This is a genomic window from Wenyingzhuangia fucanilytica, assembly GCF_001697185.1.
GTDB classification, from domain to species: domain Bacteria; phylum Bacteroidota; class Bacteroidia; order Flavobacteriales; family Flavobacteriaceae; genus Wenyingzhuangia; species Wenyingzhuangia fucanilytica.
Genome location: NZ_CP014224.1, coordinates 2,425,627 through 2,442,181, shown reverse-complemented (window position 1 = coordinate 2,442,181; position 16,555 = coordinate 2,425,627). Strand labels below are relative to the sequence as shown.

The 16,555-nt window shown below is 31.1% G+C and carries 20 protein-coding genes; 4 read left to right on the top strand and 16 right to left on the bottom strand.

Annotated features, from left to right (window positions below):
- Positions 1 to 14: 14 nt before the first annotated feature.
- On the bottom strand, positions 15 to 1,118 hold the full coding sequence (locus AXE80_RS09840) for a PAS domain-containing sensor histidine kinase (protein WP_068826811.1): 1,104 nt from the start codon (positions 1,116 to 1,118) through the stop codon (positions 15 to 17).
- A gap of 209 nt (positions 1,119 to 1,327) precedes the next feature.
- On the opposite strand from AXE80_RS09840, the gene AXE80_RS09835 reads away from it, so the two are divergent.
- Positions 1,328 to 1,618 carry a rhodanese-like domain-containing protein gene (locus tag AXE80_RS09835; RefSeq protein ID WP_068826809.1) on the top strand — a complete coding sequence of 97 codons (291 nt, stop codon included), beginning with the start codon at positions 1,328 to 1,330 and terminating at the stop codon, positions 1,616 to 1,618.
- A gap of 87 nt (positions 1,619 to 1,705) precedes the next feature.
- Here AXE80_RS09835 and AXE80_RS09830 read toward each other — a convergent pair whose 3' ends face one another.
- The 9 genes from AXE80_RS09830 to AXE80_RS09790 all read right to left on the bottom strand — a co-directional run bounded on the left by AXE80_RS09830 (position 1,706) and on the right by AXE80_RS09790 (position 8,528).
- Positions 1,706 to 1,999 (bottom strand): hypothetical protein, encoded by a 294-nt coding sequence (locus AXE80_RS09830; protein WP_068826807.1) that lies wholly within the window; start codon positions 1,997 to 1,999, stop codon positions 1,706 to 1,708.
- Positions 2,000 to 2,131: 132 nt separating this feature from the next.
- Positions 2,132 to 2,761, bottom strand: a complete 630-nt coding sequence (locus AXE80_RS09825; RefSeq protein ID WP_068826805.1) for a response regulator — start codon at positions 2,759 to 2,761, stop codon at positions 2,132 to 2,134.
- Positions 2,754 to 4,418: a sensor histidine kinase gene (locus tag AXE80_RS09820; RefSeq protein ID WP_068826803.1), complete on the bottom strand. Its 1,665-nt coding sequence runs from the start codon at positions 4,416 to 4,418 to the stop codon at positions 2,754 to 2,756. The genes AXE80_RS09825 and AXE80_RS09820 overlap by 8 nt, the downstream gene beginning before the upstream one ends.
- Positions 4,419 to 4,605: 187 nt before the next feature.
- The gene (locus AXE80_RS09815) at positions 4,606 to 5,403 is read right to left on the bottom strand and encodes a TPM domain-containing protein (RefSeq protein WP_068826801.1); all 798 of its coding nucleotides are present in this window, start codon (positions 5,401 to 5,403) and stop codon (positions 4,606 to 4,608) included.
- Positions 5,404 to 5,409: 6 nt separating this feature from the next.
- Positions 5,410 to 6,126 carry a Bax inhibitor-1/YccA family protein gene (locus tag AXE80_RS09810; RefSeq protein WP_068826799.1) on the bottom strand — a complete coding sequence of 239 codons (717 nt, stop codon included), beginning with the start codon at positions 6,124 to 6,126 and terminating at the stop codon, positions 5,410 to 5,412.
- 5 nt (positions 6,127 to 6,131) lie between these two features.
- The gene (locus tag AXE80_RS09805; RefSeq protein WP_068826797.1) at positions 6,132 to 6,572 is read right to left on the bottom strand and encodes a TPM domain-containing protein; all 441 of its coding nucleotides are present in this window, start codon (positions 6,570 to 6,572) and stop codon (positions 6,132 to 6,134) included.
- Between the two features lie 3 nt (positions 6,573 to 6,575).
- Entirely contained in the window at positions 6,576 to 7,154 is a 579-nt protein-coding gene (locus tag AXE80_RS09800; RefSeq protein WP_068826795.1) for a LemA family protein, read from the bottom strand.
- 73 nt (positions 7,155 to 7,227) lie between these two features.
- Positions 7,228 to 7,557, bottom strand: a complete 330-nt coding sequence (locus AXE80_RS09795) for a MerR family transcriptional regulator (protein ID WP_068826793.1) — start codon at positions 7,555 to 7,557, stop codon at positions 7,228 to 7,230.
- Positions 7,557 to 8,528 (bottom strand): M23 family metallopeptidase, encoded by a 972-nt coding sequence (locus tag AXE80_RS09790; protein ID WP_068826791.1) that lies wholly within the window; start codon positions 8,526 to 8,528, stop codon positions 7,557 to 7,559. Before AXE80_RS09790 ends, AXE80_RS09795 begins: the two co-directional genes overlap by 1 nt.
- 126 nt (positions 8,529 to 8,654) lie before the next feature.
- Here AXE80_RS09790 and alaS point away from each other — a divergent pair, with 126 nt between their 5' ends.
- The 3 genes from alaS (at position 8,655) to AXE80_RS14510 (ending at position 13,586) form a co-directional block, all read left to right on the top strand.
- Positions 8,655 to 11,264, top strand: a complete 2,610-nt coding sequence (gene alaS / locus AXE80_RS09785; RefSeq protein WP_068826789.1) for an alanine--tRNA ligase — start codon at positions 8,655 to 8,657, stop codon at positions 11,262 to 11,264.
- Positions 11,265 to 11,401: 137 nt separating this feature from the next.
- Complete coding sequence (locus AXE80_RS09780; protein ID WP_068826787.1) at positions 11,402 to 12,349, top strand: GSCFA domain-containing protein; 948 nt, start codon at positions 11,402 to 11,404, stop codon at positions 12,347 to 12,349.
- Positions 12,336 to 13,586, top strand: a complete 1,251-nt coding sequence (locus AXE80_RS14510) for an AMP-binding protein (protein ID WP_237340604.1) — start codon at positions 12,336 to 12,338, stop codon at positions 13,584 to 13,586. The genes AXE80_RS09780 and AXE80_RS14510 overlap by 14 nt, the downstream gene beginning before the upstream one ends.
- Here AXE80_RS14510 and AXE80_RS09770 read toward each other — a convergent pair.
- The 6 genes from AXE80_RS09770 to AXE80_RS09745 all read right to left on the bottom strand — a co-directional run bounded on the left by AXE80_RS09770 (position 13,573) and on the right by AXE80_RS09745 (position 16,550).
- A complete protein-coding gene (locus AXE80_RS09770) occupies positions 13,573 to 13,950 on the bottom strand; it encodes a nuclear transport factor 2 family protein (RefSeq protein ID WP_068826785.1) in 378 nt (125 codons plus the stop codon). The genes AXE80_RS14510 and AXE80_RS09770 overlap by 14 nt on opposite strands.
- Before the next feature lie 10 nt (positions 13,951 to 13,960).
- Positions 13,961 to 14,293: a hypothetical protein gene (locus AXE80_RS09765; protein ID WP_068826782.1), complete on the bottom strand. Its 333-nt coding sequence runs from the start codon at positions 14,291 to 14,293 to the stop codon at positions 13,961 to 13,963.
- A gap of 18 nt (positions 14,294 to 14,311) precedes the next feature.
- Positions 14,312 to 14,656 carry a hypothetical protein gene (locus AXE80_RS09760; RefSeq protein ID WP_068826779.1) on the bottom strand — a complete coding sequence of 115 codons (345 nt, stop codon included), beginning with the start codon at positions 14,654 to 14,656 and terminating at the stop codon, positions 14,312 to 14,314.
- A complete protein-coding gene (locus AXE80_RS09755; protein ID WP_068826776.1) occupies positions 14,649 to 14,936 on the bottom strand; it encodes a hypothetical protein in 288 nt (95 codons plus the stop codon). Before AXE80_RS09755 ends, AXE80_RS09760 begins: the two co-directional genes overlap by 8 nt.
- A 30-nt stretch (positions 14,937 to 14,966) precedes the next feature.
- The gene (locus tag AXE80_RS09750; protein WP_068826773.1) at positions 14,967 to 15,755 is read right to left on the bottom strand and encodes a DNA/RNA non-specific endonuclease; all 789 of its coding nucleotides are present in this window, start codon (positions 15,753 to 15,755) and stop codon (positions 14,967 to 14,969) included.
- An 81-nt stretch (positions 15,756 to 15,836) separates the two neighbouring features.
- The gene (locus AXE80_RS09745; protein WP_068826770.1) at positions 15,837 to 16,550 is read right to left on the bottom strand and encodes a YebC/PmpR family DNA-binding transcriptional regulator; all 714 of its coding nucleotides are present in this window, start codon (positions 16,548 to 16,550) and stop codon (positions 15,837 to 15,839) included.
- Positions 16,551 to 16,555: the final 5 nt, after the last annotated feature.

Here is a 16,555-nt window from a genome sequence, read left to right as displayed (position 1 = left end):
AATAAAGACGATCGTTATTCGTTAAATGTTAAAGTAAAAGTAGTTCCTACATCTACTTTGCTATTAACTTCAATACTACCGTTTAAACTTTCTAGGTGACTTTTAACTAAAAACAATCCAATTCCTTTACTGTTTTGATGATTATGGAAGGTTTGATTTAATTTAAAAATATTCCCATTTACTTTATCCATATCAAAACCAATTCCATTATCAGAAAAAATAATTTGAGGCTTATTGTTTACTTTTTTGGAGGTAATAGAGATGATTAGTTTTCTTTTGGAATCAGCGTATTTAATCGAATTAGAAATAAGGTTAAGGAAAATACTTTGTAAATAAAATGAACTGAATTTAATATTAGGAACTTCTTTAAAGTCTACATTTAAAGTTGCTTTTGAGGTTTTTAATAACTCATTTACAGATTCTTTAACAATATTTAGGGTGTTATTAAGGTTAAGTGATTTAAGATCAACATTAATCTTTTTTTCGGTTCCTAATGTTTCTATGTGTTTGTTTAAGGTTTGTTTTAATTGAAGAACAGATGTGTAAAAGACCTCAATATATTTTAGGGTTTCTGGGTCTTCAATTTTAGGGAAATTCATCAATCCAAATAGAGAAATAATATTATCTATGGGAGATCTTAAATTGTGAGAAGTAGTATAAGCAAATTGTTTAAGCTCAGTGTTTAATCTTGTTAGCTCTATCAATAATAAATTTCTTTTATTCTCTAATTCTTTTGTTTGAGTTACGTTTTTTGCTACCGCATAAATTACTTCATCCTCAGGTTCATATATAGAAGTCCATGATAGCCAAACAATATTCCCCGCTTTGGTAATGTACCTATTCTCAAAATTAATCATAGGTATGTTTTTACTAATGTCATGTCTTAGCTTAGAAGTAATTTGTCTGTCTTCTGGGTGTATGTAATTACTAACAGGAGTTTCAGTAAGTTCCTCTATGCTATATCCTAATAATTTTGAAAAAGAAGGGTTTACTTTTTTTAAAATTCCTTCGGTTGATGCAATACAAAGTATGCTTGGAGAAATATTAAAAAAACGTTCTAAGTTAAATTCTTTATTAGTCTTTACATCTTGTAAAGACAATTCATTATTGCTTAACATATTAAGGTAGTATTGTTCCTATTAGTTATTAATACAATTTATAAAAAAATAGATGATAATGATAAAATCTCATTTGCGGTCAATTTACATATTATTTTGTTAAATAGAATATTTTTAAAAGCAGGATGTATTGTTTTGTAGGTAATTAGATGGTGTGTATGCTAAAAACAATTGTTAAATTTGTTGTTGGAAATAAAAAAAAATAAGAAATGAGTCAATTTGATAACGAAAAAATTCAAGAATATTTAAAGGCTGGAGCAGTTGTATTAGATGTTAGAACTAATGAAGAGTATGCAGAAGGACATGTTCCAGGTTCAGAACATATTATTTTACAAACTTTGCCAGGAAAAGTGAATGTGGTAAAAGAATATGCAAAGCCTGTAATTGCTGTTTGTAGAAGTGGGGCAAGAAGCCAACAAGCAACAGATTTTTTAAAACAACATGGTGTTGATATTATCAATGGAGGTCCATGGGAAAATGTAGATCAATACATTAGCTAAAAGCAATTTGGTATAAAAACAAAAAGCTCTTTGATTTATCATCAAAGAGCTTTTTTGCCAACTAACTAATCGCTTATTCATTAAATATTAATCTCTCCAAGGCTTGTAGTTTTTAGCTTCAGGACCTTGTAGTTTTCTTTTTTGATCATCAGAAGCAATAGCAACTGTTTCTTTATCGTTTTTATGCTTCCATGGTTTATAATTCTTAAACTCAGGGCTTCTTAAATTTCTTTTATTGTTTTCTTTTACAACTACAGTAGCTTTAGTTTCATTTTGCCAAGGCTTGTAATTTTTAGCCTCAGGTCCCATCAAATCACTTTGTTTTTGAGCGTATAAACTACCTCCAACTATCATTGCTAAAATCCATACTAAATTCTTCATAAACACTATCTTTTAATTGATTTATCTATGATAAAATTACGAGCAATTAAGGGATTTTGAAATATGAGAAAAATGGTATTTTTTTATGGTGTTTACACCTATATGTTTGTACGTATTTATACGGAGTGAAAGTTATATGATCTTTAAAGTACTAGCTTTGTTAATCAATTCAACAGTGTTTTTTACTTCTAATTTTTTTAACATATTTGATCTGTGAGTTTCTACAGTTCTTGTACTCACATATAATTTTGAAGCAATTTCTTTAGTTGTTAAGCCTTTTGAAAGCAATTCTAAAATTTCAGATTCTTTTTTAGTAAGTTTTTTGATGCTTTTAACTTCGGCCATACTGTCTATCATTTTTTTAGACAATTCTTGGTTGTAGTATTTATGTCCGTCATGCACTTGTTTGATGGCATTTAAAACTTCGTCTTCATCAGTGTTTTTAAGCAAATAACCATAAGCACCATGCTGAGCACATTTGGCAATATAGTTACCATCATCGTGCATAGAAATGGCAATAGCTTTGATGTCTTTGTATTTTTTTCTTAATGTTTTTAAAACTTCAAATCCATTCATATTAGGCATAGATAGATCTAATAAAATAATATCAGGATGCATTCCGTCTTTTAAAATATTAATCAACTCTAAACCATCTTCTACGGTTGCTAATACATTTAAAAAATCGTGTTTATTTAATAGTGCAGTTAATCCATCTCTAAATAACTGATGATCATCTGCAACAATAAGATTGATTTTACTCATGAGTTAATGGAATTTCAATTTCAACATTAGAATTTTGCGGTTCACATTCAAAAGTAATAGAACCATTTAATATTTCTACTCTTTCTTTAATATTAATAATACCAGAACCTAAATTAACAGTTTCTGTATCATAACCTATGCCATCATCAAAATAAAAAATAGATAAATAATCATCAAACTCAGTAATAGAAATTCTAATTTTTTCTGCTTGGGCGTGTTTCACACTGTTGTTAATCAATTCTTGACTTATTCTAAAAACAGAAATAGCAATATTGGTATTTATTTTTGAGTGTTTGTTTTTAATTGAGTTGTTAAAATCAATATCAAGATTAGTAGTGTTTTTGATTAGTTTAACAAAAGTTTTTAGGGTTTCTCCAACACCAAAATCTATTAAAGATGGAGGCATCAATGCGTATGTCATTCTTCTAATTTCGGCAATGGTATGATCTATTAAGGATTTCATTTTTTCTTTTTCCTCAATATCAATTTCCATGTTTTCTACAAAAAATCTAAGGCTGGTTAATAAAGGTCCAATACCATCATGTAATTCTTGTGCTAATCTTTTTCTTTCTGTTTCTTGCCCTTCAATTAAAATTCTTTTTTTATTGGTATTGGCTTGTGCTACTTTATGTTGATATTCTACTAATTTATCTTTCATCTTCACCAATGAATTTCCAAGAACATCAGCTTCAGATTTTGGTCTGTAGTTACTGTCTAATTTCATTTCTCCAACTTCTTGAGAAAAAGTAATGGCTCTGGTTAAAGATTTTTTTAAAGAATTTAAAGCTTTTAAAATATCGTTAATTTCTTTAAAGTGGGTTTTTCTACCAATGCTAACATTGTAGTTTCCTTCTGTCATGGCTAACAATTGAGTTTCCATTGTTTTTAAAGGCGTGGAAATGAATTGAGTAAAGTAGATTCCTAATAAAAGCGCGATGATAAGAATTGAACAAGCTATTAATAATAATTTCATTTTCATGGCTTGTAATGGTAACATTACTTCTGTTACATCCATTTCTGATAAAATAGCCCAGTGAATGTTAGAAATATCAATACGGTGATAAGCACTATAAACAGGAATATCTCTATAATCTTTATAAATACCGTTTTTTAGAACATTATTAAAAGCATTTTTAACACTTTTAGTATTGGCTTCAATTTTAAATGGTGGTTTATTAGGGAAAAATCTAGAGGCTGATCTTAATTTGTAATCAGTTCCTACCAAATAGGTTTCACCACTTTTACCCATTCCTGTTCGCTCTAATAAAATTTGTTGAATATTATCACCAGGAATAATTTTTAGACTTGTGATGGCTTTGTTTTTGATTTTTACAAAGCCAAGGGTTAAAGATCCATTTTTAGAAATTGATGTAAAATCATACATCCCCGTTTTATCAATAGTAAAAGGAAGTTTTTTTAAATCATCAAGGTCAATATTGTGTAAAGAGTCTTCTCTAATTTCGGTAAAATGATACCATTCAGAATCTAAATATTTTTCAATCTGAACTCTTTTTAGTCGTTCAATTGAGCTTAGTTGAGATAATATTTTCTCGTCTAATGTTTTTTCAAACTGATTGTAAAATGATGTAGATAAAGAAATTACAACTACAAAAAGTAGTGAATTTATAATAATGATAATCCAAGTTCTAATGTTCATTATAATGTGTATTGGGAGGTAAATAAACAACTGTACTAAAGTACATAAATTTAGTAGTTACCAATGGATGTGTAGGTTCAAATCTTTGTTTTTTTTCTAACGTTGTTGATACTTTATTATTAAAAAAGCCCTTTAACCAAAATAGTTAAAGAGCTTTTAAAATTGTATATAAGATTGTAATGAATAATTACCAACCACCGCTGGCACCACCACCACCGAAGCCTCCACCTCCAAAGCCTCCGCCAGAGAAACCACCTCCGCCAAATCCGCCAGAAGAGCCTCCTCGGTAACCTCTGCTACTTCCCATGCTACCTAATAAAATAGCAGTAAAAATATCAGATGAATCTAAGCCTCCGCCACGGTTGTTAGAGCCTCCGTTTCCTTTTCCAGAATTGTTACTTCTGCTCATAATAAATATAATACCACCAACAATAAGAATGATGATAAAAAGGTTTCCTTTTCCTTTGCTATTTTTTTTAGCATCGGCTTTGTATTCGCCTGCCAAAACTTTAATAATAACATCCGTAGCTTGGTTTAAACCATTAAAATATTGTTGTCTTTTAAAGTTAGGACTAATAATATCATCAATAATTTGTTTGCTTAAATAATCTGTAAGCAAGTGCTCAACACCGTAACCAGTAGCGATATGAATTTTTCTTTCGTTAGGAGCTATTAATATAAAAACTCCATTGTCTTTACCTTTTTGGCCAATTCCCCACTCATGAGCTTTTTCTGTAGCCAGCATGGCAATATCCTGACCATTTAAACTTTTAATGGTTGCGATGGCTATTTGAGTAGAAGTAGTATCGCTATATCTAATTAATTTTTGTGATAAAGCTTGTACTTCTTGGTTAGATAAAATATGAGCATAATCGTAAACTCCTTTAAAAGTAGTTTCCTTTTTAGCTAGTGGTTCCTGAGCTTGTACAAATATTGTTGTAAAAAAAGCCAGTCCAAGGACTAGCTTTGTGATGTATTTTAACATATAATTTTATTTTCTATCTCCAAACAAACGTAGTAAGTATAAAAATAGGTTGATGAAATCTAAATAAAGCGTTAATGCTCCCATAACAGCTCCTTTTTTAGCGTTCTCTTCAGAATCTAAATGGTTGGCCATTCTTTTTATTTTTTGCGTGTCATAAGCAGTTAAACCAACAAAAACAGCAACTCCTACATAGTTTAATATCCAATATAATGCTGCAGATTGTAAAAACATGTTTACAACGGTAGCAATAATAACTCCAATTAAAGCCATAAATAGCAAGTTACCCCAACTAGTTAAATCTTTTTTGGTTGTGTATCCATATAAACTCATAGCTCCAAAAGTACCTGCTGTAATAAAAAAGGTTGAGGCAATAGAACTAGAGGTGTAAATAATAAATATAGATGACATGGTTACACCGTTTAAAACGGCATATAACACAAAAAGTAAACTAGCTCTTTCGGCAGTCATTTGTTGAATTCTAGCAGATAACCATACTACCAAACCTAGTTCGGCAATTATAGTTCCATAAAAAACTACTTGATTAACACCAATAATATTTCCTGCACCATCAACATGATATAATAGTTGAAAAAATGCTGGGGTAGTGGCTGCCCACCACGATACAAATGCAGTAATTAACAAAGCGCCACTCATCCAAGCGTATACTTTGTTCATAAATGCAGCTTCTTTAACCGAGCTGCTTTCAATAGTAAATGGGTTCATAATAATTATCCTTTTGATATTTCGTCAGACAATTCGTTGGTATCATCACTTTGATATTTAAAGTAGGTTTTTAATTGATTTCCTGCTTCTTTAATACCGTCGATCAATCCTTGAGCAAATTGTCCTTGCTTAAATTGATTAATAACTTTGTTTTTAGTGGTTTCCCAAAATAAATCTGGTACAACTTCGTTTATACCATCATCACCTAAAATCACAAATTGTTTGTCTTCTGTAGCAACGTAAAATAAAACGCCATTTCTGGCATCTGTCTCAAACATTTTTAAATCGTTAAAAACAGTAATAGCTCTACTCATTACATCTTCTCCTTTAAAAGTAGGTTCTATATGAACTCTAATTTCTCCAGAAGTATTTTTTTCTGCTTTTTGTATAGCAGCAACAATTTGTTGTTCTTCGGTTTCGGTAAAAAACGGTTTGGTTTTACTCATTATTTAAAATTTTACTTCAGGAGCTTTACTAGCAGATGGATCAGCTTTAAAGTATTCCATTTTGTCAAATCCAAATAAGTTTGCTGTAATGTTTTTAGGAAACTTTCTAATCATGGTGTTATAATTTATGACCATGTTGTTAAAACGGTTACGCTCTACATTAATTCTGTTTTCTGTTCCTTCTAACTGAGATTGCAAACCAGTAAATTGTTGACTTGCTTTTAAGTCTGGATACCTTTCTGCAACTACCATTAATTTATTTAAAGCACCACTTAAACCTTGTTGTGCTTCTTGGTATTTGGCAATATTGGCAGCAGATAAATTATTAGCATCAATGGTTACTGATGTTGCTTTGGCTCTTGCGTTTATTACTTCGGTTAAAGTTTCTTTTTCGTGGCTAGCGTATCCTTTTACAGTAGCTACTAAGTTTGGAATTAAATCGGCTCTACGTTGATAAGAACTTTCTACGTTTGCCCATTGTCCTGTAGCAGCTTCTTGAGCGCTAACCATACCATTGTATCCGCAAGAACTTAAAGAGATTGCAGCGATACAAATCACTAAATATTTTACAATTTTTTTCATGCTCTAATTTATGAATTTATAGTTTATAACAGAACATAAATTATACCAATATCCTAATATGACAGAATGTCTTTTATAGTTGATTTTTAATTTTAATCAACTCGGTTTTGATGCTTTCTAATCTGCTAATGATTTTAGCATTGGTAATGGTTTCTTTAGGTTTTTCGCGGAGTTTTTTGCGAACACCTTCTAAAGAATAACCTTGCTCTTTGGCTAGGTGATAAATTAACTTAAAGTTTTCTATATCAGTCTCGGTAAACATTCTGTCACCTTTGCTGTTTTTTTTAGGCTTAATCATATCAAACTCTTGTTCCCAATAGCGTATCATTGATGAAGTAACGCCAAAAGCATTGGCTACTTCGCCTATTTTATAATACCTTTTTTTGGGTAGTTCTATATGCATTAGTCTAAAGATTGATTTTCTTGAGAAGATAATACCAACATAGCTTCGTATTCTTCTGGAGTTAAATCATTATGATAAAAGTAAACAGGATTTAGTTTTTGATTTCCTTTTTTTACCTCGTAATGTAGGTGAGGAGCGGTAGATGATCCTGTAGAACCAACCAAACCAATTAAATCCCCTCTTTTAACTTTTTGTCCAGCACGTACATAAAAAGTACTCATATGTGCATAGGTAGTTTCGTATTCAAATCCATGATTGATGATGACGTGATTTCCAAAACCTTTTCTAGATTTTTTAGCAGATTTTACCACTCCATCTCCAGTAGCATAAATATTTGTTCCTTGAGGTGCAGAAAAGTCCATTCCCCAGTGCATTCTTCTTGTTTTGTATATAGGATGTATTCTAACTCCATAACCAGAAGCCATTCTTTTTAAATCTTTATTAGCTACGGGTTGTATAGCAGGAATAGAAGCTAACATTTCTGATTTGTTTTTGGCTAGTTTTACAATTTCATCTAAAGATTTTGATTGTATAACCAAACGTTTGGCCAAAATATCCATTTTTTTGGTAGCCTCTTTTACTAGATCACTGTTTTTAAACCCATCTAAGTTTTTATATCTGTTTACACCTCCAAAACCAGCACTACGCTCATCATCAGAAATAGGTTTTGCTTCAAAAATTACTCTATAAACGTTATTGTCTCTTTGTTGAATTTCTTTTAATATGGCATCAGATTCCTCCATTCGCTTTTCTAATAGCTCATAATTAAACTTTAAATTGTTTAATTCTTTTAATGTAGCTCTTTCTGATGGAGATTTTAAAATAGTACTAAAGGCAACAAAACCAATTAATCCGACTAAAAATACAGCAAAAGCATAAAGAATAGTGTTTCTTAAAACTCTTTTAGTATTCTTTTCTACAGGTTGGTAGGAAAGGGTATCAGAATCGTAATAAAATTTTGCTTTCGCCATGAATCTAAAATAACTATTTTTGTGACCTAATTAAATAAAAGCAATTTAATTGATGTTACTAACGCACAAAATTACAAAATGTTTTATTAAGGTAACTATTGATGTTTGCTTAACCCAATTTATTATATGAAATCTCAGGATATTAGAAAGACATTTTTAGAATTTTTTGAATCTAAACAGCATAAAACAGTACCATCTGCACCTATGGTTTTAAAGGATGATCCTACGTTAATGTTTGTAAATGCAGGTATGGTTCCTTTTAAAGAATTCTTTTTAGGACAACGTAAAATTGTCAACTCAAGAGTTACAGATTCACAAAAATGTTTGAGAGTTTCTGGTAAACATAATGATTTAGAAGAGGTAGGAATTGATACATATCACCATACTTTGTTCGAAATGTTAGGAAACTGGTCTTTTGGAGATTACTTTAAAAAAGAAGCAATTGCTTGGTCTTGGGAGCTATTAACCGAAGTTTATAAAATAGATAAAGACATTTTATATGTTACTATTTTTGAAGGTGATGACTCTGAAGGGTTAATTAAAGATTCTGAAGCTTATGAAATGTGGAAAGAATTTGTGCCTGAAGACAGAATTTTATTAGGAAATAAAAAAGATAATTTCTGGGAAATGGGAGCACAAGGACCTTGTGGACCTTGTTCAGAAATTCATGTTGATATCCGTTCTGCCGAGGAAAAAGCAAAAATTCCTGGTAAAGATTTGGTAAACATGGATCACCCACAAGTGGTAGAAATTTGGAACTTGGTATTTATTCAATTCAACAGAAAGGCTGATGGTTCTTTAGAAAATTTACCAAACAAACATATTGATACAGGAATGGGATTTGAACGTCTTTGTATGGTTTTACAAGGAGTTCAATCTAATTATGATACTGATGTATTTACACCGTTAATTCATGAATTAGAGTCTAAGACTAGTGTTGAGTACGGAAAATCAGAAGAAATAGATATTGCTTTACGTGTTATTTCAGATCACGTAAGAGCCGTGGCTTTTGCTATTGCAGATGGTCAATTACCATCTAGTACAGGAGCTGGATATGTAATTAGAAGAATTTTAAGACGTGCTATCCGATATGGATTTACTTTCTTAAATCAAAAAGAGGCATTTATTTATCAATTGGTAGAAGTATTAAGTAATCAAATGGGAGAGTTTTTCCCAGAAATTACTACTCAAAAACAATTGGTAATGAATGTAATTAAAGAAGAAGAATCTTCTTTTTTAAGAACTTTAGGACAAGGATTAGGATTGTTAGATAATGTAATTGCCGAAACCAAAGGAAAAGAAGTTTCTGGTGATAAAGCTTTTGAATTATACGATACTTTTGGATTTCCAATTGATTTAACAGCATTAATTTTAAGCGAAAAAGGTTATTCTTTAAACGAATCTGAATTTGAAGCTGCTTTAGAAAAACAAAAAAATAGATCTAGAGCTGCTGCAGAAATGGATATGGATGACTGGGTAATCTTAAAAGAAGATTCGGAGCAAGAGTTTGTAGGGTATGATTATTTAGAAACCAATGTTAAAATTACCAGATACCGTAAAGTAACTTCTAAAAAAGATGGGGAGTTGTATCAGTTGGTATTTAACTTAACGCCGTTTTATCCAGAAGGAGGAGGTCAAGTTGGTGATAGAGGATTTTTAGAGGCTAGCAATGGTGATGTTTTGCATATTATAGACACTAAAAAGGAAAATAATTTAGTAATGCATATTGCTAAAGATTTACCATTGAACACTACTGATAGTTTTAAAGCAGTGGTAGATGCTAAAAACAGAGAGTTATCTAATAATAATCACTCGGCTACGCACTTATTACATCAGGCATTAAGAGCAGTGTTAGGAACTCATGTTGAGCAAAAAGGTTCTTTGGTAAACGCAAAACATTTACGTTTTGATTTTTCTCATTTTTCTAAAGTAACTGCTGAAGAAGTTGAAGAAATTGAAGCGTTTGTAAATGCTCGTATTCGTGAAAAATTAGATTTACAAGAGTTTAGAAATATTCCAATGCAAGAAGCTGTTGATAAAGGAGCAATGGCGTTGTTTGGCGAAAAATATGGAGATACAGTTCGTATGATTCAGTTTGGAAACTCTAAGGAATTATGTGGAGGTACTCACGTTGCAAATACAGGAAATATTTGGCATTTAAAAATTACTAGCGAAAGTGCAGTAGCGGCTGGGGTAAGAAGAATTGAAGCGATTACAGGTGATGTTGCTAAGGATTTCTTTACCAAACAAGACAAATCTTTAGTAGCTGTAAAACAAACTTTAAAGAATGCAAAAGACCCGGTTAAAGCAATTGTAAGTTTACAAGATGAAAATGCAGCATTAAAGAAAGAAATTGAATCTTTATTAAAAGAAAAAGCTAAAAATATTAAAGGAAACCTAAAAGCAAATATTCAAGAAGTAAACGGAATTAATTTCTTGGCTACTAGAATTGATATGAATGCTGGAGCTATTAAAGATATTGCTCACGAATTAGGAGGAGAGGTAGAAAACTTGTTCTTTTTTGCTGGAGCAGAAAATGATGGAAAAGCTACTTTAACATCATATATTGCTAAAAACTTGGTAGAAGAAAAAGGTTACGATGCTGGTAAAATAGTTCGTGAATTAGGAAAACTAATCCAAGGAGGTGGTGGAGGACAAAAGTTCTTTGCAACTGCAGGGGGTAAAAACCCAGAAGGATTGTCTGAAGCTATTGAAAAAGTAAAAGAATACTTATAAAATATTCTTATTAGTCTGAGTGCCCTGAATTTATCTCATGATGTATCAAAGACAGAAAGAATGTTTTATATTTATAGAAAACTTCTCGATACGATTTCTCATTTATTCGAAATCACTCGAAGTGACATAAAAAGTAAATGACAAGTTTTAGAACAGAAATAAAATTAGCATCCCAACAACAAAATGTTTTAGATCATCAATCTAAGGTTTTGTTGTTGGGATCTTGCTTTTCTGAAAACATAGGAAATAAACTTTCTTATTATCAATTCAATACTGTTATAAATCCTTTTGGAACCTTGTTTAGTCCTACCGCTATTGCTAAGGTTTTAGAAGATACGGTTAACGAAAAAACGTATATAGAAAGTGAATTGATAAAACAGGGAGAATTTTTTCATTCTTTACACCATCATTCCGATTTGTCTGGCTTGGCTACTGTTGAGGTGATAGCAAACATTCATAAAGCTCAACAAAAGTGTTTAGCTCAGTTAAAATCAGCTACACATGTTGTCATAACTTTAGGAACTTCTTGGGTGTATGGTCATTTATTGAGTAATCAGTTGGTGGCAAATTGTCATAAAATTCCACAAACGGAATTTGACAAACGTATGTTGTCTTTACAAGAAATAGAGGTGGCTTTAGAGGATATTACTAAAAATATCAGAAAAGTAAATTCATCAACCCAAATTATTTTTACGGTAAGTCCTGTTAGACATACTAAAGATGGATTGATTGAAAATTCATTAAGCAAAGCACAGCTATTAACTGCCACACATAAAATTAAAGAAAGCCATAATGTGGCTTATTTTGGAAGTTATGAAATCATGATGGATGATTTACGAGATTATAGATTTTACGAATCGGACATGATTCATCCAAACGAAGTAGCTATCAATTATATTTGGGAACAATTTTCTAAGGTATGGATTAGCGAAAAAGCACAAAGTTATTTTAAAAGAATAGCCTCTGTACAGCAAAGTAAATTGCATAAACCTTTTCAAGAAAATTCGGTATCACATCAGGAGTTTTTAAAAAAGTTGGCAGTAAAACAATCACAATTAGAAAAAGAATTAAATGTCAAATTTTAATATTCACCCTTCATTTTCTTTAAATGGAGAAACTTTTAATACTCAATTAGAGTTGATATTGTATTCAGAAAGTTTGTCCAATGAATTGTATTGGTTTTTACAAGAATGGTTTTCAGATTCAGATACCTTAATAGTAAAAACATCTGGGTCTACAGGTGTGCCTAAGTTGGTGGCTATTAGAAAAGAGTTTATGAGAAATTCTGCCAAAGCTACAGGAACTTTTTTCAATTTGGGAGCAGATACCAAAGCTCTATGTTGTTTATCGGTAAATTATATTGCAGGTAAAATGATGGTGATTCGTGCTTTGGAGTTGGGATGGAATTTAGATATTATAGAACCTGTTAGCAATCCGTTAGAAGATGTTTTTGACGAATATGATTTTTGTGCTATGGTGCCCATGCAGGTACAAAATAGTTTGTGGGATTTGCATTTGGTTAAAAAGTTATTGATCGGTGGGGGAGTAGTGTCACAAACTTTACAAGAGAATTTGCAAAGTTTGTCTACTCAATGTTTTGCTTCTTATGGAATGACAGAAACTGTTACTCATATTGCAATTAGAAAATTGAATTATTTTAAGGATGCTACTTTAACTATGCCAGAACAAAACATCTCGACTCCGCTCGATGACCAAGTTTTGGCAGATGATAGTAATTCTAAGAGTCTAATTCAGAATGATGTTGTTTCTGCTCAATCTGATGAGCAAAAGAGAAAAGTGACTAAAGATGAGGTCTTCGAGCGTAGTCGAGAAGCAGACACCGAAAATGAACTAGATATCAGAACTAAAACCAATAATGTATATCAATTATTACCCAACATCACCATTTCTCAAGACAATAGAGGCTGTTTGGTAATTGATGCTCCATTGTTATCCGATGAAAAAGTAATTACAAACGATATTATTAAACAACACTCAGCTACTGAGTTTGAATGGTTAGGTCGTTATGATAACGTAATTAATTCTGGAGGAGTAAAATTGCATCCAGAACAAATAGAAAAAGAATTGTCTAAAGTGATAACTCAGCGATTTTTTGTGACAGGAATACCAGATGAAACTTTAGGAGAAAAATTAATATTGGTAATAGAGGGAGAAAATAAAGAGTATGATTTTAATACTTTGTCTTTATCTAAATATGAAATACCGAAACAGATTTATTTTGTAAATGAGTTTGTAGAAACAGAAACAAAAAAAATCCAACGTAAAAAAACGTTGGATTTGATAAGTTTTAAACCTCAATAAGGTAAGAGGTAATTTGTTTAATTTTTTCTCCTTTAGCTCCGTTAAAAAGATAAAAATCAGAAAAGGCATAGGTTTTATTTCCGTCCATTTTTAACTGTCCGCTAGCAGCTCCTTCTTTACCATGAGTTAATATTTGCTCAAGAATTAATTCCCTAGCTTTAAAATCTTTCATTTTAGCTAATGCTTTGGTAAAGTCTTCTTTTCCAACTATTTTTTGTTTTCCAACCATATTCCAAATAATATCATCGCTTACACTTTCAAGCAAAAACGCTATGTTTCCTTGAGCAAAAGCAATATTAAAATCTTTTAGAAATGCCATTTTAGGCGAATTTCCACAATTTGGAGTTGAAACAATTTTAGTCATCAGCTATTTTTTATCTAAACAAAAAAGAAACGCTTTCATCGGTGTTTAAAGCATCAAAACCTTTAATGTTATTTTTAATGATTAAAGTGTTAATCAATTTACGTTTTACATTGTCATAAAAACTAGTTTGAAATTTAGCAGGGTTTCTTCCAGCCAAAGCTTCTTCTCCAATTTTATCAGACAACCACTCCACAGGTGTTTCGTTTTTTAATCTTTTAAAATCTAAACTAGGTTGTAAAGTACTTCTTTCTATAGTTTCTAAAGTAAACTCAATATTCTCTGGGTGAGATTCGTTTACATTAAAGTTTAAAATAAATTTTTTATTAAACTCTTTAATATCCATACTGTTTGTTATTTAAGGTTATTCAAATAAAAAGTCAATGTTTGTGTTAATGTCTAACACATCAAACTCTTCAATTTCTATTTTATCAAAGAAAGCCAAAATAAGGTTTCTTTTGATGACTTCGGTAAAATGTTCCGTTAATTCTGATTTTTTACATTCGTGATGTTCAATACCATTTGGCAAAAAACTCATTCTATCTATAGAAGTTAAGGTACAAAGTACAGTGTTTGTAGTTCTAAGATCTTTGATGTTAAACAACATCATATTTGCTTTATGATATTCTTCAATTGTCATAATTCCTTCATCATCGTGATGATGGTGGTCGTGTTTATGATCGTGATGGTGATGTTCGTGATTACTCAAAATATTTATTGATTTCGTTTTCTGATAAATTGATGTCGGTTACATTGTGTACTTGTAAAACTTCTTCTAGTGAATCTATCTTAAATTTTAAAATAGCTTTGTTGATGTCTTTTCCTGCCAAAAACTGTTTAAAGCAAGTATTGTTTTCGTTTTCTAAAACTTCATTCATTACTTGCATGCTGTTGCGGTCTAAAACAACTAGGCGGAATCTTTTACTTTTAGTTCCTTTTTCGTAACCAAAACCTAAAATATATTGTTCTCTAAATTCTTGTACAGTCATGTATATTATTTATTTGTGCAAAGATACTAATTACCAATGTTGATTAGCTTCTAGTTGCTCTTCAAATTCATCTTCTAAAATTGAAAAGAAATCAATACCTGTAATTTTTTCAACTTCATTTACTGTTGTTTGATAATTCATAAAAGGTTGAGGTTTGGCTTGATGTGGCATTATAAACGCAGTCATTTTTTGCGGTTTGGTTAAGTCGTAAATAACTTTATAATAATAGCCAGGAACAGTTACTTGATTTTCTCCTATTTGTTTGATATTATCTTTAAAAACAGGCCCTGTAACTACAAGGATAGAATCTTCTTGAATGGCCCAATCTCTAACTTTGGCTTCTAATTTTTTCCATTCTCCTCTATTAAATCCGGGGATTTGTGGGGACATGTTAGACATAAAAAAAGTTTCAGACATGGCTTTGTCATTTATTTTCATATCAGCAGCAGCACATAAGTGACCTCTGTCATATCCACTTTTTTTATAATCTTGTAAACTTGCCGATTTTGTGATGATAAGATCATCTGCTCTAAAATTATTTTTTCTTTTGGCAGTTCCGTTTACATATTCTTTGGTTAGCAAATAATAAACCCAATCTGCTTGTTCGTGTTGTTCATTATAAGACAAAGAATAATAGGTATGATGATATGTTTTATTATTTGCTGTGGGTAAAAACTTTTGAAAACTATAGGTTGTGTTTCTGTTGTTTATTGAATTGCTTTCTTGAGAAGATTGATTGTTTTTAAGAAGTGTACTACAGGCAATGACTAAAGTGACAACCAAAAGGAACAATAAAATTCTTTTTTGATTTTTTTTCATAGCAATAAATTTAAGATCATGATAAATAAAAACCCTCAACAAAAAATGAAGAGGGTTTTGTGAAATTTTTAAATAAAAGAATTATGCCATTGAGTGATATACGTTTTGTACATCGTCATCATCTTCTAATTTTTCTAATAATTTTTCTACATCTGCTTGTTGCTCCTCAGTTAAGCTAGTAGTAGTTGTTGGAATTCTTTCAAAACCAGAAGATAAAATTTCTAATTCATTTTCTTCTAAGTAAGATTGAATTGCTCCAAATTGGTTAAAAGGTCCGTAGATTAAAATTCCATCTTCATCATGGAATACTTCTTCTACTTCAAAATCCATCAATTCTAACTCTAACTCTTCTAAATCAATATCTTTTCCTTCTGCATTGATTCGGAAATTACAAGTGTGGTCAAACATAAATGCTACAGATCCAGAAGTTCCCATGTTTCCGTTACATTTGTTAAAAGCAGCACGTACATTTGCAACAGTTCTGTTGTTGTTGTCGGTAGCAGTTTCTACTAAAATAGCAATTCCATGTGGAGCGTACCCTTCAAATAAAGTTTCTTTATAGTTGGCAGTATCTTTATCAGTTGCTTTTTTAATGGCTCTTTCAACATTGTCTTTAGGCATGTTGGCAGCCTTTGCGTTTTGAATAACAGCACGAAGTCTAGCGTTAGAATCAGGATTTGGTCCACCTTCTTTCACCGCCATTACAATGTCTTTCCCAATTCTTGTAAATGTTTTGGCCATTGCTGACCAACGTTTCATTTTTCTAGCTTTTCTAAATTCGAATGCTCTACCCATTTCTA